Origin of the sequence: Paenibacillus sp. FSL H7-0326, from assembly GCF_001955535.1 — a bacterium.
Classification (GTDB): Bacteria; Bacillota; Bacilli; order Paenibacillales; family Paenibacillaceae; genus Paenibacillus; species Paenibacillus shunpengii.
This window is the reverse complement of sequence record NZ_MPVN01000003.1, coordinates 565,179-580,057: the sequence shown is the minus strand read 5'-3', so window position 1 is coordinate 580,057 and position 14,879 is coordinate 565,179. Positions and strand designations below refer to the sequence as shown.

The window sequence follows — 14,879 nt, the reverse complement described above, 5'->3', positions numbered from 1 at the left end:
CGGCACTATTATTCTACTGAGATATTGTCAATTCCGACCCAACCGCCTGAAGTCTGTGGTGCGGTAATGGATACTTTTATCGTGTCATTCGCATTCGCTGAGAAGGTAACCGTCGCCTTCTTGTACCCGCCGCCTGCAGCAACTGTCTGCGTACCTTTGGCTACACCGTTGACCTCGATGTTCAATTTGATGTTATCTGCAATATTCGTGGTTATATAAGCGGTTGCGGTATATGTTTTAGTTGCTGGTGCGGTTCTGGATTGCGATAATTTTGTGGCTGCAGTCGTGTCGAACGCCACTTTATGGGTTCCGCTATAAGTCCCATTTGAGACGACCGTTATCCCTGCTGCATTCTGCTCCTTGTCCCAGCCCGTCAAGCTGCCCCACTCGAAGCTGGGATTCCCGATTATATTTTGGCTTTCGTAGGCGCCACGGTCCGGCGCAAATCCTCTTGGACGCGAATTGTCGCTAAAGTCATGGTTCGGTGCTAGACTAGAAGTCCCGTTGTCGATCGCTTTCGAACCGATATGGACACGGAAATCTCCGGCTTCCGCATTATAGAATAACGGATCAGAGGTAATATCGTTCGGCCCGCTTACGGCAGGGGTTCCATTGTAATAAATATTGTAGTTATAATTCACATTGCTGTTATTGGAGTTCGACGTTATATGTCGCCCAGTGCGTGCATACATGATATTGTTGAACAAGTTAACATTTGTGCTGTCATGCGCGTATATTTCACCGTAGTTAAGCTGGGAAGCATTCTGGTAGGACGTATTATTCATAATATCGACCCTTGCGCTGGAGTAGGAGTGAATGCCCGAGCCCCCGTTGTTGTACGTAATATTGTTGGTTACCAGCGTCTTCCCGGTATACGGCGCCAATCTGCCATCCAGCTGCGTGTTTTTGTTGTCATCGATAATAATGCCATTGCCATCCGAATAATCTTCCGTCTTCACCCACTTAACAAGCCCTTTGTTGTTATACACCTCGTTGTTGCGTACGATGTTTTTATAATTACTGGTATTGTTATCCGAATTATAAGAGTGAAAGACGCTGATACCGCTATTTGCATAAACCGCGTACCACGCGTTGTTATAGACGTTATTGTTCTGGATGGTAATATAGTCGGATTCCTCTGTGAGGATGCCTCCGCCGGGCACATCGTGAACACTATTATTTTCGATAATGATATGACTGGGTTTTGCGCTTGTCGTACTGGCAGGCTTGACATTAATACCGTTCGTATTCGTTACAGCCATGTAATCCCAGTCAACCGTGCCGGATGGATAGTTCTGCAGATAATGATTATAACGCGCTTCCCCTTGACTCAGGGTAAGGTTGGCATTGTTTCCGGCAATTTCAAAGCCTTCTATGCGGATGTAGGAGGCGCTTGCTACGAGGATGTGATTCCAAGCAGAATCCGTTGTCAGTTTCGGGCTGTGTCCGGGATAATTTTTGTACGTTATGTAGGCATTTTCATTCCCGGATCGAGTGACTTTTAATACGGCTTCATTGTTTGTTTCGGAATAGGTTCCATTCATGACGTAGACGGTATCACCCGGATTAGTCCGGTCAGCCGCATATTGGATCGTCCGGAAAGGAGTCGAGGGATTCGTACCATACCCGCTGCTATTCTGGCCTGTCGGACTCACATAATACGCCGTATCCGCATGCGCTTTGTCTAGCGACGCCCCTAATAGGCTGGCGCTTATCAAACACATGGCTGCCGTGAATAGCTTAGCCAAACTTTTTTTCATCATCATGAATTCCTCCTTTTTGATTGAGCCTGCTGCGCCATCAAATGATGCCGCTTACAATTTTGTGCTTCTCATGACTCTTCTCACCTCCCGGATAGATTTCTGACGAGACTCTTTCATCATACTTCGTGTGCTCGAATAATCACATATTATAATCTTAAGATTGACTATGTTTGTTTAAGCAGTTTCATTAAAAAATGATGCTATACAACAATAGCCTGCTCCCGAGTCTTTAAGTACGGGAAACAGGCTATTGCCCTTTAGAAGGTTATTTCTCAGTTCGTAGAGAGCCTCCATTTGTTTCTAAAAAGATTACTGTCACATATATGAGAATCGTATTATCGTATTAGCAGATTCTTCATGATATCACTGTTTATTCAGTAAGTTTTTATGGCTAAAGTAATCTCTGGCGTGCTGTTCATCTAATTTCATTTGTATGATTAACTCGTCAAGATTGGCAAACGTAATTTCTTCCCTCACATATTTTAAAAATTGAAGTGATACATTCCGACCGTACATATCGCCAGAATAATCTAATAAAAAGGCTTCAATAAAATAAGATTCTCCACCTACTGTAGGACGGTAACCAGCGCTTATTATGGCGTTATATTGCTCAGTCTCCCGATCTCCTTCAAATATTACTGAAGTCCCGAAATAGATTCCAGGCTTTGGAGATACATAGAGGTCAGCTTCCCCTCCAAGATTTATGGTTGGATAGCCTAACGTTCTTCCCAGTGCTTGACCATGTACCACGGTCCCTTTAATCGTATATGGGTGTCCATACAGTTGTATAATTCTCTCCATATCCCCCTGTATCACAAGCTCACCAAGGGATCGATTCTCAGGCGTCAATGGTTTCTTAATCGTAATCTCCTTATTAGTCATCATCATTGGCTCCTTTAAAATCCATATTTCGCTTCTTCAGCCTCTAGGATCTTAGTGTAAGTCTCCGCTAATACGAAGGTATCTTCCACTAAGCGGTCTATACGAAATAAGACATCATCATTCACAATCTCTTTGCGAAGGAAATCCTTTTCTTCAATAAAAACATAGGTTGATACCATTTGAGCTTTCATGAAAGTCAAAATGGGCTTTAATTGTTGTTCTGCAACGAGGAAGTGCCGCTGAGAGCCTGCCGTAATGATCATGCTTACTACCTTCCCTTGGAAGGCTTTTTCAGGTGCCAAATCAAATATATTTTTCAGTGTCGCTGGAATGGAGGCTTGGAAAATAGGAGTTCCAATCACAATCACATCTGCCTCCATAACGGTTTGAATGACGAATTTCGTGTCTCCTTCATGCTCCATATAATTCCGTCCATCACTGAATTGAACATCAAAGAGAGCCAGATCTAATAATGTAACATCAGCATCCGGATACTTATTGTGAATCGAGTTTACGGTGTAATTCATAGCGATTCTGGTTTTGGAGCCGATCTTCGAACCGGACAATACGACAACTTTCATACTACTGACCTCCAATGTCTTATTTTTTAGCTGTATGCTTCTTTATCGCTGGTAAAATTTCATTGCCAATGATATCGATGTTCTTCATTAAGTTCTTAAAAGGAACTCCACCAAAATCCATTTGCGCAATATATCTCTGATGCCCAAAGAGTTCGTGCTGGTATAGGATCTTCTCTATGATTTCTTGTGGGCTGCCAATATTCATAACATCACGGGAGTCAGCTCCTTGTGCAAATGCCTGTTTTGGAAACCCACGTCCATTGGTTAATTTCATTCCCTCATTAATATAAGGATAATAGGCTCTTTGAGCCTTTTGTGTCGTTTCATCTACATAAAAGAATCCGGCGGTTGCTACAGGTAATTTCAACGGATCATGTCCATTTTGACGTGCAGCTTCTCGGTAAGCATCAATGGATCTTTTAAATAACACGGCTGGTCCACCTAGATGAGCCAAAAACATAGGAACTCCTGCAACACCTGCTTTAATTGCACTGGCAGGGGTTCCCCCTACGGCTCTCCAAATAGGTAGATAGCCTTCTTCAGGTCGCGGGAGAATTCTTGCTTGGTTAAGAGGAGCACGATATTCGCCTTTCCAATTCAGCACTTCATTCTCGTTTATCTTCAATAACAAATCAAACTTTTCTTCGAATAACTCCTCATAATCGTTGAGATCATATCCTAATAACTGATATAACCCTACTCGAGAGGCACGACCTGCAATGATCTCAGTCCGGCCATTCGATATAAGATCAATCGTTGCAAAATCTTCGTACACCCTGACTGGATCAGAGGTGCTTATTATTGTAGATGAGCTGCCTATTTTCATTGTAGTTGTAGCCTGTGCTATGGCTGCCAGGACAACACTGTGGGCCTGAGTTGCAAAATATTCCTGATGGCTCTCTCCAACACTAAAAAATTCAATGCCTGCTTGTTCTGCAAGCTTCGCCAATTCAATGATTTCCTGTATACGCTGTTTGGCTGATATCCGCTTACCCGTTTCAGGATTAGCTAAATGATCCCCCAATGTATATAGTCCAAACTCTAAACCGTTGTTTATATCAATCCGGTATTGTTCCATGTTCATCCTCTTTTCTCCGCTCTTGTGAGATCTATGGTTCTATTAATAAATCTTTGTTAATATATTTTTGTTAGTTACTATATTAAGTATATTTAATCATACAACTCCTGTCAACTTTTATGCTGGGACAAGAACTTGTGCCGATAAAACAAAAAAAGCCGCTAAAATAGCGACTTCGATGCTCCATATCGGTTATGCTCTAGCTTATTTTTACTATGGGTTTAATGGCCAAACCTTTTTTAGAATCTTCAAATGCCTCGTTTATTTCTGCGAAGTCATAGAATTTTACTAATTTATCAAATGGAAATTGACCTGCTCTGTAGTAATCAATTAATTGTGGAATAAAAACATTGGGCACTGAATCGCCTTCGATTACACCCATCATTGTTTTTCCTTCGGCCATTAGATCATTATGCACATCAATGTTCATTTCTGGTGTAAATCCAACAATCGCAGCAACGCCTAGTGGACGTAATGCTTGTAAACATTGACGGACAACGGGTGGAACGCCTGTTGTATCGACAGCGTAATTTGTACCACCGTTTGTACATTTTTTAATTTTTTCCACAACATCCACTTTTGTTCCGTTGTATGAATGAGTTGCACCAAGCTCTTTCGCTAGCTCTAAGCGTGAATCGTGTACATCAACGACAATAATCGTTTTGCATCCTACAATTTTTGCGGCCATAATAGCACTTAGACCTACTGCACCTGCACCATATATGGCAATTGTGGAGCCGAATTCAGGCTTAATTTTATTTAAAACAGTACCTGCACCTGTTTGAATCCCACAGCCTAAAGGACCAAGTAATGCTAGATCCACATCTTTATCTACTTTGACAACATTGCGCTCATGAGCAACGGCAAATGTACCGAATGAAGATTGACCGAAGAATGTTGAGAGTTGTTGACCATCTTTTGATAAACGATGTGTGTGATCGTCATGCATGCCACCAAAGTTTAAGTCATTAAACGTTTCGCAAACTGTTGGGTGACCTGTTAAACAGTTATCACAATGGCCACAATGTGCGAATGATAATACAATATGATCACCTTTTGCTAAACGTGTAACTCCTTCACCAACCGCCTCTACAATACCTGCACCCTCATGTCCAAGTACAGCCGGCAGCGGTGTGATTGCTGCATCACGTGCAACTGCGTCTGTATGACAAACACCTGTAGCAACGATTTTCACTAACACTTCATTTGCTTTTGGAGCTGCTAATTCTACTTCTTCAATTTTGAATTCTTCTCCCTTACCGTGAGTAACAGCTGCTTGAATTTTCATGGTTACCTCCTAGAAATTGATAACTCAATCAAATACCTTAAATGAGTTCATGAAACTAAGTTATCCAAACAGCGATAATGTATTCACGTGACGTCTCATGCATACCACGACATGCTGCCACAGGTTGGCGCCCAAATCAGCATGTCACAATCGAGGAAGCACAAAGAAGAATTGAAGAGTTTATCCGTTTTTATAATGAAGAACGAGCGCAAAGTAAACTAAATAAGCTGACCCCTGTTGAGTACAGGAATCAGCTTGTTAGAAGGGGTCTTGACCAGACTCCCTCTAGGGGAGTCTTTTGTTTACTATTATTTCAGGTTTTTTGATGACTTATTACATCATGCCGCCCACGGCCCTTTTTTGTTACATTTTTATTGTTCTTGTAGCAATTCTCTTTTGGAAGGTATGGTCATGTTCCACAAAAACCATCGTCGGTTTAAAGGTTTGGATAAGCTCTTCAATCTGCATGCGTGAGTAAATATCAATAAAATTTAATGGTTCATCCCAAATATATAGATGAGCTTTTTCACATAAACTCTTCGCGATAAGCAGCTTTTTCTTCTGTCCACCTGAATAAAAGGAAATATCTTTTTCAAACTGGATTCGGTCAAAATCCATTTTTCTTAAAATGGATTTAAATAACGTTTCATCAATCTGATGTTCCTCAATAAAATCCGATAACATCCCCTTTAAATGCGAGGTATCTTGTTGAACATAAGAAATGATGAGGCTGGAACCTATATTCACCGTGCCTGTATGCTGAATTGAATGGCCTAGAATTAATTTTAAAATACTACTTTTCCCACTGCCGTTCTTCCCGTCCAATACAATTCGATCTCCTGGTTCGACATTAAAACTTATGGGTGAATTCACCATTTGGCCGTCATACATGACAGACACATCAGTTAATTGAACAAGCTCCTTTGATTTGTATTCCAAAGGTTCTAACTGTAAGGATTCCGTCTTTTCAACGTTTTTTAAGAGCTTCGACTTTTCTTCAATCGCCTTTTGCTGCCGAGCTTCAAGATTTTTTGAGCGCTTCATCATTTTTGCAGCTTTATGTCCAACGAATCCTTTGTCTAATTTAGATCCTGAATTCGTTGTTCCGTTTTTTGAAGCTTCGACTTGATTAGACCAGCCTGCTGAACGTTTTGAAGATTGTTTTAACCTTCCGATATCCTTTTGCAAGCGTTCATTTGTTGCTTCTTCATGATCTTGTTGGCGATCAAAATTCAGTTTCCAAGACGAATAATTCCCACTTTGGACTTCTATATTTGCTCTATTTATAGACAAAATATGATCAACGCAGCCATCTAAAAACTGACGGTCATGCGAGATTAAAATAAATCCTTTTTTTCTCCTTAAATAATCAGAGACCATCTTACGAGCTTCCGTATCTAAATGGTTTGTGGGCTCATCAATTAACAAGAATTGTCCTTCATTCAAAAAAAGAGCGGCAAGTAAAACCTTGGTTTGCTCACCGTTCGATAAGGTCTCAAACGGGCGGTACATCGCTTCTGAATCAACATCTAAATAAGCGATCTCTCTAAGAAATTCCCAGTCTTCCGCTTGAGGGCAGATTTCTTCAAGAATTTCATAGGTATATTTACTTTTATCTTTGACTGGATAGGGGAAATAATTAAATTCCACCGAAGAACTTATTTTTCCGATGTATTCGTACTTCCCTAATAATAAATTGAAAAAAGTTGTTTTCCCTCGTCCGTTCCTGCCTATGAAGCCTAGCTTCCAATCTGTATCGATCTGAAAGCTTACATCTTCAAAGATGTTATCGAAACTGCTCGGATATGAGAAAGACAAATTTTGAACTTGGATTATTGACATATTTAAATCCTCCTTTGTATATCATCCTTTCTTATGATTACAAAGTCGGTATATCCATCCGTATTACTTTACTCCGTATAAGTTTGATGGAGTATATCGACTTATACGGAGCATTACATGCGTAACATCCAATTCTATAGCCATGTTATCTCTCCTTTTCAATAGGATTTCCAATTGGTTTCTTGTATTATAAAAACATAAAAAAACACCGATATAATTATCGGTGTTACGCTTAAATACAAATCACTCACAACTATACAAGACATGATGTCATTGAATTTGTCGTTGAGGATAAGCTCCGATAACTGTTTTTATATCCACGTTTGCTTTTTTACCACCAAACATAATTCCAAAAACGGTTAACATTGCTTTCACCTCTTTCTTATTGATTGAGACTAACATTGATTAACTTAGCATAATTGATTTCCTATGTAAAGTCACGAATCACGAGCGATTCCACCAGCTTAACATTACAATTGGCAGCCGCTCTCTCACAACTTTGACGCGCCTCATTACCTCTGTGATCTCGAGATTAGCAACTCAAGCATCGTTGAACTTACATCCTCCATAGTATCAGATGATATTTTTTTTCGATCATAGCTAAATCCAATCTGCATTTTATCTGCTAATGTGGCCACTCCAAGCACAACATAACTGCCGGGGGCTTTGGGTGCAAAGAATACCATATCACGAATGTGGTATGAACCTATCTGGCAATCAAAATTTAACCGTCCAAGATTAGATACTGCCGTAGAAGAAGGATTATCAATCGAAAGCATAGCCGCCGCTTTCTTTGCCGCCATATCATCACAGTTGCCATAAGCGGCAAAATACATAGCGTCAGTAAGCAAAGGATTCAAGAGTGCAAAAAGATTCAAGGGCACCCACGGGGCTTTAGCAGATTCCAACTTTGATTTCAACTTGCTTCGCACCTGGACGGCATTTTGCCAAAAATCTTTTTTTGTATCGTAGAGCTCTTTAATGGTAACAGCTGAAGCAAAGTTGCCCAAGCAATCATCCGTGGGTAATGAAAGTTGTCTTCTCATATTTATTGGAACTCCTACAACCGTTTTTTTATTGCTCCTGTGTAGGCAAATTTCTTGCATAGCCCCAATTAATGCTGTTACAATTGCTTCATTTACGGTTACGCCATGTGCTTTGCATGCTATGTATAAGTCATTCATCTCACTTGAGTTTATCGTTGAATAAGATAATCCAATATCCGCTATTTGATGATAGTTAAAAAACATTTCTTGAAATTCATGTTCTCCAAAACGTCGCCTCTCACCTTTATCCCACATTTTATTCATTGTTCGGGTAAATGCTTTTACAAGAAAAGTTGGTGTTGCGGTATGCGGAAAATCATTTTGACTTGAAATGAGTATTTGATCTTGATGTGACAAATCAATACCCGCATAAGCAGTTACCACGTCCCGCAACAAACGGGCAATAGCGTCACCGTCACCAATCAAATGTTGTACAATGGCCAGAATATCGAAGTCCGTTTCACTGTAAAACACAAAAAAACGAACAAGTGGCCCTTTTTCACAATGAAAGGGATGCTTGTTTTCGGTTTCGGCAACCTCCAGCCATTGATCTTTACGCTCACGCATTGCACAATGCAATTCAAGTCGTTGGACGGCATTTTCACGATAATAAGCCTCTCCGTCATTATCTATGACAACGGACGAATAAAGTAACGGATGAACATGTTTTAATTTTTGCAATGCCTTTTCAAAACGCGGCTCATCAAAATGTCCATCAACGCTTATCTTCATCAATACAGTAAGTGCAGGGTTTCGCAACATATGACGTTCGGTATAGATGCGCAGCTTTTTGTTTTTCATTGTAATCCCTCCTACTAATATACTATCCCATCTTTATATCCCATATTTTATGTGTGGACAAGTACAATGTAGAGTAGATTCTTCCGTCAGCAAATACGATAGCAAGTGCTCGTATAAAACAAATCAGCGCTGCATTAATTCGGCAGCGCTGATTTGTTTTTTTTGGTGGCCTAATATGGTGGTAAGGATATATTAATTTAGAGCTGCTAACCTGCTGACCCGCTACGAGCCCGCGAGGCGCAGCTTAAACCGAAACGCAACGCCGCCCCGCTCGTTGCGGACTTCGCAGCGGCTGCCGTGCAGCTCCATAATCTCGCGCACTATCGCCAGACCGATGCCTGTGCCGCCGCTTTCCCTGCTCCGCGCTTTGTCGATGCGGTAAAATTCACCCCAAATGCGCGTAAGCTCCTCCTCCGGGATCGAATCACCTTCATTATAGACGGTGACCGTCCACTCCTTTTCTCCTGCAGACGCCGATAATTCAATTATCCCGCCGTCCGGCGTATGCCGCACCGCATTTGAAACAAGATTGGTCAGCACCTGATCAATCCGGAAGCGGTCCGCAACAGCGGCCGTCTCGCCATTAGGCGCTGGCGTCACATTTACTTTGACGTGCAAGCCCGCTTTTCCCGCATGTAACCCGTCCGCCCGATCCGCCGCCGCATTCAGCAGCTCCGCCACATCAAACGTTTCCCATTTTAACGCATATTGTCCCGATTCTAAATGGGATAAATTCAGCATATCGGCTACAATCGCCGCCATCCTTCCGGTCTCCTCGAGTATGACTTCGGCATACTTCTCGCGTTTGGCTCCCTTGCCAATGTTGTCTTTCAGCCCTTCTGCATAACCTCCAATTAGGCTCAACGGTGTTTTCAGCTCATGTGATACTCCCGCTACAAATTGGCGTCTCATCCGCTCCAGCTGTTTCTCCCGTTCAATATCTTGCCGCAGCTTCTCATTTGCCGTTTGCAGCTGCTCCAGCGTTTGCTGCAAATTATCCGTCAGAAAGTCAAACGTACGCGCCAGCTCTCCGATTTCGTCCTTGCGTTTCCAGCCGATGCGTTTATCGAACTCCAAATTGGCAAGGCGGCCGGCAAATGCATTCAGCCGAATCAAAGGATTAGCAATCATTTGAGCGTATCCAAACGCCAGCAGCAGCACAAATACAAGAGCGGCGCCAAAAACATACAGTGACAAGCCTCTGAACACACTGGCCGCATGGGTGATGGGCTGCAAAGAGGAAACCGCCAGCAGAATGGTACCGCTTTGGCTGCCATCGGTTGAAGCAGCCGTTATGGCAATTAACGGACTCACGGCGGTGCCGGCAGCAGAGGAAGCTGCTTCTGACTTGTAAGTGAGCGTTTGGCCTTGCTCCATCACCTGCTGGAACGAGTTTTCATCACCTAACCATTCCTGCAGTGCAGCCATTAAGCCTGACACCTCTGATTCCACGGAAGGTTTTGGCGTCACAATAAAATCAGAATTGCTGGGGGCCTGCAGCTGCAATACTAATTGCGAATTTTCCGTACCGCCGCCTGTTAGCAATTGGTTGGCAATGCCGTCTTCAATCGTCAATACTGCAACTTTGGCGAAGTAGCTGCTTTCAAATTGCGAAATATAAGCTGGCAAGCCTGGTTCGATATTTTGCTTCCAATCCAAACCATACTGCTGGCCAATCCCCTTCATAGCTTCCGTAACATCACTGACTTGACGCCGCTCATAAAAACGGGAAAACCCGTTCCCCAGCAATACCAGCAGCAATCCAACAAAGACCATCATCACAACAAATGTGATTACAAAAAGGCGGAATGCAATCGAGTGGCGAAAACGAATCATGGCGTCACCTTAAACCGGTAGCCATTGCCGCGCAGCGTGGTTATCCAATCCGCCCGCGAGCCCAGCTTCTGACGGAGCCGCCTGACATGGGTGTCCACCGTTCGCTCGTCGCCTTCGTAATCATAACCCCACACTTGCTCTACCAACTGATTCCGGCTGAGCACGATATTTTTATGGCTGACAAAATAATGCAGCAGATCAAATTCCTTTGGCGACAACGCCAGCAGCTGTCCGTCCAGCAGCACCTCCCTGCCGGATACGTCGATCTGGATGCTGTCCAAGCTTAACGGCTCCCCTTCCGTTGTCGCCTGTTCAGCCATCGCCTTGTCGGCGCGCCTGAGCAATGCTTTCACTTTTGCTACCAGCTCTTTCGGGCTGAAGGGCTTGGTCATATAATCGTCGGCACCAAGATCATACCCGAGCAGCTTGTCTTCCTCTTCGCTTTTGGCCGTCAAAAATAATACCGGTGCGTCCGACACCTTGCGGATTTCCTCACACACATCGTACCCGTCGAGACCCGGCATCAAAATATCGAGAATAACCAGATCCGGCAAGGCTTCGCGGAACACCGCCACCGCCTCGTCACCGTCAGCGGCTTCGCGCCATGCGATACCTTCGGCTTCCAGGTAATCGGCTATCAATTCCCGCAGCTTCTTCTCGTCTTCAACGATCAGCACAGTCTTGTTCAATTGAATCTTCCTTCCCGCATCAAAATAGACGTAGCTCCATTGTAACGGGATAACTTCTCATTTGCCACATCCAGAGCTGTCACACAGCTGTAACAAAGCCGGGTTATGATTAGGGACGTCAAAATCAGGAAAGGAGGAAGCATCTTGACCAAATTTAAGGCGCCGAAGCTTCGCATTCGGGAGGCAGTTGCCATTTTGGCATTTCTGGGGCCAAGTCTGGCCGGCTTTCTGCTGTTTTTTCTCATTCCATTTGGGGCTGTTGTCTACTACTCTTTCGTTGACTCGCCTATGCAGGGAAATTTCGTTGGATTGGACAATTACCGTCAGCTATGGGACAGCTCATCATTCCGCAAAGCGTTTATGAATTCGCTGCTGTTCGCAGCCACAAGTGTTCCGGTCTTATTCGCCGTATCTCTTAGCCTCGCGCTGCTGCTGAACAAAGCGATGCCGCTTCGCCAAACGTTCCGGACAGCTCTCTTGCTGCCGCTGGTTGTTCCAGTCGCTTCGGTCGTGCTCGTCTGGCAGGCGTTATTCCATTACAACGGGGCGTTTAACGGTTTATTAGTGAACGCCGGGCTTAACCCAATCGATTGGATGAACAGCCGCTGGTCATTTGTCGTGATGATGGCTGTTTTCGTATGGAAAAATACCGGCTACAACTTAGTGCTGTTTATGGCCGGCCTAGCAAACATTCCGGCGGAGCAGCATGAAGCGGCGTCGATTGACGGAGCCGGCACGTGGCGGCACTTCCGGTCCATTGTATGGCCGGGACTGGCTCCTGTTTCTTTTTTTGTTATCATCATGTCAATCGTCAGCTCGTTTAAAGTGTTTCGTGAAGCCTATCTGGTAGCCGGCGCTTATCCCCACGATGCCATCTATACGCTGCAGCACTTCATGAACAATCAATTTTACAATCTGGATTATCCAAAGCTGACGTCTGCGGCGGTGCTTCTCGCGCTTGCCATCGGGGCTGTTGTGTATGTGCTGTTTCGAGCAGAACGCCGTTTTAGGGAGGGGATGGAATGAAGAAGGTAGCTATTAGCCGGCTTGCCATCGCTGTCAAGCTGACGTTTCTCATCCTGCTGTCCGCTATTGTCCTGTTTCCTATTGCATTGACTGTTACAAATGCTTTCATGTCGGAGCGGGAAATTGGGCATCATTACGGCGCGTTGTACGACACCGAGGCAGATGGATTGGATGCGGCGGCCATGCCCAAGGAGCACGTAGGGATCCGCTTCATTCCGGAGCTGGTCACGCTGAAGCCATTTGCAGAAGTGCTTATCTTTAAGCCAACCTTCCTGCTGCTGTTCTGGAATTCGGTTCGGCTGACGGTACCTATTCTTATCGGGCAAGCGGTGGTAGGAACACTTGCGGCCTACGCTTTTGCCAAGCTGAAATTCCCCGGAAGAGACAAGCTGTTTTTTGTTTATCTGCTGACAATGATGATGCCGTACCAAGTAACGCTGGTTCCCAACTACATAGTGGCGGATAAGCTGGGGCTGCTGGATACGTATGGAGCCATTATTTGGCCCGGCGTGTTTGCAGCGTTTGGCGTATTTTTGATGCGCCAGTTCACGTCCGCTATTCCCGATGCGTACCTTGAAGCGGCCAAAATCGACGGAGCCGGTCATTTTCGCGCCTTTTTCCATATCGTGCTGCCGCAAGTCAAGCCGGGCATGACCGCGTTATTGCTGCTGGCTTTTGCGGACAATTGGAACATGGTGGAGCAGCCGCTGTTGTTTTTAACGGAAGAGCTGCGGCAGCCGTTATCCGTCTACCTTGCTCGCATAACCGCTGGTGAGCAAGGCGTCGCTTTTGCATCCTCCGCGCTTTATATGGCACCGATGGTACTGCTGTTTCTGTACGGAGAAGAGCGTCTGGTGGAAGGCATTCAGCGGTCCGGGGTTAAAGGATAATTTCACATTTACTGCATTATGCAAGAAAGGGGGAAAGAAATGTCCACCAAAAAAAGAACCTTGCGTCTTATCATCATCCTATTTTTCACAGTACTGCTGCTGCTAACGTTTTTGTCCAATACGATTCAATCACTGACTTTGCCAAAAGTGGCAGTAGAGAAGGCGGCCATGGGCAGCCTTGACTTAAGCGTATCCGAGGAAGGGTATTTGCAGCCCGCTTATTCCACTCCGCTAATGTCGGCCGGCAATTGGACCATCTCAAAGGTTCATGTCGAAAAAGGCGATCGTGTATGCAAGGGCGATCCGCTGATTACCTTTGATCTCGGCGTTACGGAACGGGCGCTGGAGGATGCAAAAACGCGGTATCAGAAGGAGGAGCTTGTGCTGAACCAATTAATGGAGGCATTAAAGCCGCTGCTGCGCGAGGATGATACCGAAGCGATAGCCAATCAAGAGCATCAAATCGAGATCCAGAAGCTGAATATGACCATCCAGCAGCGTGAACTCAAGGATTTGGAGCAGCAAATCCTCGATGGCCGCGTACTTCGCGCGCCATACGACGGAGTTGTCACCGAATTAACAGCCAAGGAAGGCATCACCGTGTCCGCAGCGCAGCAGGTATGTATAATAGCCAGCGACGATTCAGGCTACAAGCTGGATGTGATCGTCTCAGAATACCAAGCCTCAACCCTGCGGATCGGGGGTGAAGTTAAAGTAAATATTGACGATGGCGGCGTGCGCGTTCTGGACGGGATCATTTCCAGCATCGAAAATCAGGGGGATCCAGCTTCAGCTTCAGCTTCCGAAAGCGGAGCAGCGGACCCGGATTCGAGAGCCGTCACAATTGACGTAAACGGAATCGGCCTGAAGCCAGGATTGAAAGCAACCGCTTATATTCATCAGGAAAGCCAACAGCCTGGATTTATGGTTCCGGCAGATGTAATGCAATCGGATTTAAACGGAACATACTTGTTTACGGTATCCGTCACGGAGGGGCCGCTTGGATCATCCTATTTTGCCAAAAAAACATATGTCAATATAGGCGCCAAAAACAACGAAACGGTTGTTATTACGAACGGATTATTGCCCGAGGAACTATTTATTACGGATACAAGCGAACCGCTTAGCGACGGCAACCGCGTACGCTTGGAATAAAT

The 14,879-nt window shown here is 44.6% G+C and carries 13 protein-coding genes; 4 read left to right on the top strand and 9 right to left on the bottom strand.

Annotated elements, in window-relative coordinates; translation table 11 throughout:
• Window positions 1-8: 8 nt before the first annotated feature.
• The 5 genes from BK126_RS18585 to BK126_RS18565 form a co-directional block, all read right to left on the bottom strand.
• On the bottom strand, window positions 9-1,766 hold the full coding sequence (locus BK126_RS18585) for a right-handed parallel beta-helix repeat-containing protein (protein ID WP_076314017.1): 1,758 nt from the start codon (window positions 1,764-1,766) through the stop codon (window positions 9-11).
• A 360-nt stretch (window positions 1,767-2,126) separates the two neighbouring features.
• A complete protein-coding gene (locus BK126_RS18580) occupies window positions 2,127-2,651 on the bottom strand; it encodes a riboflavin kinase (protein WP_083655964.1) in 525 nt (174 codons plus the stop codon).
• A gap of 8 nt (window positions 2,652-2,659) precedes the next feature.
• The gene (locus tag BK126_RS18575) at window positions 2,660-3,226 is read right to left on the bottom strand and encodes an NADPH-dependent FMN reductase (RefSeq protein ID WP_076314015.1); all 567 of its coding nucleotides are present in this window, start codon (window positions 3,224-3,226) and stop codon (window positions 2,660-2,662) included.
• A gap of 19 nt (window positions 3,227-3,245) precedes the next feature.
• The gene (locus tag BK126_RS18570; protein ID WP_076314014.1) at window positions 3,246-4,304 is read right to left on the bottom strand and encodes an LLM class flavin-dependent oxidoreductase; all 1,059 of its coding nucleotides are present in this window, start codon (window positions 4,302-4,304) and stop codon (window positions 3,246-3,248) included.
• 199 nt (window positions 4,305-4,503) lie between these two features.
• Window positions 4,504-5,592: an NAD(P)-dependent alcohol dehydrogenase gene (locus tag BK126_RS18565; protein WP_076314013.1), complete on the bottom strand. Its 1,089-nt coding sequence runs from the start codon at window positions 5,590-5,592 to the stop codon at window positions 4,504-4,506.
• A gap of 77 nt (window positions 5,593-5,669) precedes the next feature.
• Here BK126_RS18565 and BK126_RS30265 point away from each other — a divergent pair, with 77 nt between their 5' ends.
• Window positions 5,670-5,918 (top strand): IS3 family transposase, encoded by a 249-nt coding sequence (locus tag BK126_RS30265; protein ID WP_076314012.1) that lies wholly within the window; start codon window positions 5,670-5,672, stop codon window positions 5,916-5,918.
• 37 nt (window positions 5,919-5,955) lie between these two features.
• Here the strand turns inward: BK126_RS30265 and BK126_RS18555 are convergent, their stop codons facing one another.
• The 4 genes from BK126_RS18555 to BK126_RS18540 form a co-directional block, all read right to left on the bottom strand.
• On the bottom strand, window positions 5,956-7,434 hold the full coding sequence (locus BK126_RS18555) for an Lsa family ABC-F type ribosomal protection protein (RefSeq protein WP_076314011.1): 1,479 nt from the start codon (window positions 7,432-7,434) through the stop codon (window positions 5,956-5,958).
• Between the two features lie 512 nt (window positions 7,435-7,946).
• A complete protein-coding gene (locus tag BK126_RS18550; protein WP_083655963.1) occupies window positions 7,947-9,281 on the bottom strand; it encodes a condensation domain-containing protein in 1,335 nt (444 codons plus the stop codon).
• A 222-nt stretch (window positions 9,282-9,503) separates the two neighbouring features.
• On the bottom strand, window positions 9,504-11,030 hold the full coding sequence (locus BK126_RS18545; protein ID WP_179085567.1) for a sensor histidine kinase: 1,527 nt from the start codon (window positions 11,028-11,030) through the stop codon (window positions 9,504-9,506).
• 83 nt (window positions 11,031-11,113) lie between these two features.
• On the bottom strand, window positions 11,114-11,806 hold the full coding sequence (locus BK126_RS18540; RefSeq protein WP_076314009.1) for a response regulator transcription factor: 693 nt from the start codon (window positions 11,804-11,806) through the stop codon (window positions 11,114-11,116).
• A gap of 144 nt (window positions 11,807-11,950) precedes the next feature.
• On the opposite strand from BK126_RS18540, the gene BK126_RS18535 reads away from it, so the two are divergent.
• From BK126_RS18535 to BK126_RS18525, 3 genes are read left to right on the top strand one after another with little or no spacing between them, the layout of a single operon-like run.
• Window positions 11,951-12,832, top strand: coding sequence for a carbohydrate ABC transporter permease (locus BK126_RS18535; protein WP_256702919.1), 882 nt, complete (start codon window positions 11,951-11,953; stop codon window positions 12,830-12,832).
• Window positions 12,829-13,722: a carbohydrate ABC transporter permease gene (locus BK126_RS18530; protein WP_076314008.1), complete on the top strand. Its 894-nt coding sequence runs from the start codon at window positions 12,829-12,831 to the stop codon at window positions 13,720-13,722. The genes BK126_RS18535 and BK126_RS18530 overlap by 4 nt, the downstream gene beginning before the upstream one ends.
• 39 nt (window positions 13,723-13,761) lie before the next feature.
• Window positions 13,762-14,877: an efflux RND transporter periplasmic adaptor subunit gene (locus BK126_RS18525; RefSeq protein ID WP_076314007.1), complete on the top strand. Its 1,116-nt coding sequence runs from the start codon at window positions 13,762-13,764 to the stop codon at window positions 14,875-14,877.
• The last annotated feature ends 2 nt before the right edge of the window (window positions 14,878-14,879 follow it).

Coding starts and splice junctions, on each gene's coding strand:
- BK126_RS18530 (WP_076314008.1), top strand. CDS start 12,829: ATGAAGAAGGTAGCTATTAGCCGGCTTGCCATCGCTGTCAAGCTGACG.
- BK126_RS18575 (WP_076314015.1), bottom strand. CDS start 3,226: ATGAAAGTTGTCGTATTGTCCGGTTCGAAGATCGGCTCCAAAACCAGA.
- BK126_RS18550 (WP_083655963.1), bottom strand. CDS start 9,281: ATGAAAAACAAAAAGCTGCGCATCTATACCGAACGTCATATGTTGCGA.
- BK126_RS18525 (WP_076314007.1), top strand. CDS start 13,762: ATGTCCACCAAAAAAAGAACCTTGCGTCTTATCATCATCCTATTTTTC.
- BK126_RS30265 (WP_076314012.1), top strand. CDS start 5,670: ATGTATTCACGTGACGTCTCATGCATACCACGACATGCTGCCACAGGT.
- BK126_RS18565 (WP_076314013.1), bottom strand. CDS start 5,592: ATGAAAATTCAAGCAGCTGTTACTCACGGTAAGGGAGAAGAATTCAAA.
- BK126_RS18585 (WP_076314017.1), bottom strand. CDS start 1,766: ATGATGATGAAAAAAAGTTTGGCTAAGCTATTCACGGCAGCCATGTGT.
- BK126_RS18570 (WP_076314014.1), bottom strand. CDS start 4,304: ATGGAACAATACCGGATTGATATAAACAACGGTTTAGAGTTTGGACTA.
- BK126_RS18580 (WP_083655964.1), bottom strand. CDS start 2,651: ATGATGATGACTAATAAGGAGATTACGATTAAGAAACCATTGACGCCT.
- BK126_RS18555 (WP_076314011.1), bottom strand. CDS start 7,434: ATGTCAATAATCCAAGTTCAAAATTTGTCTTTCTCATATCCGAGCAGT.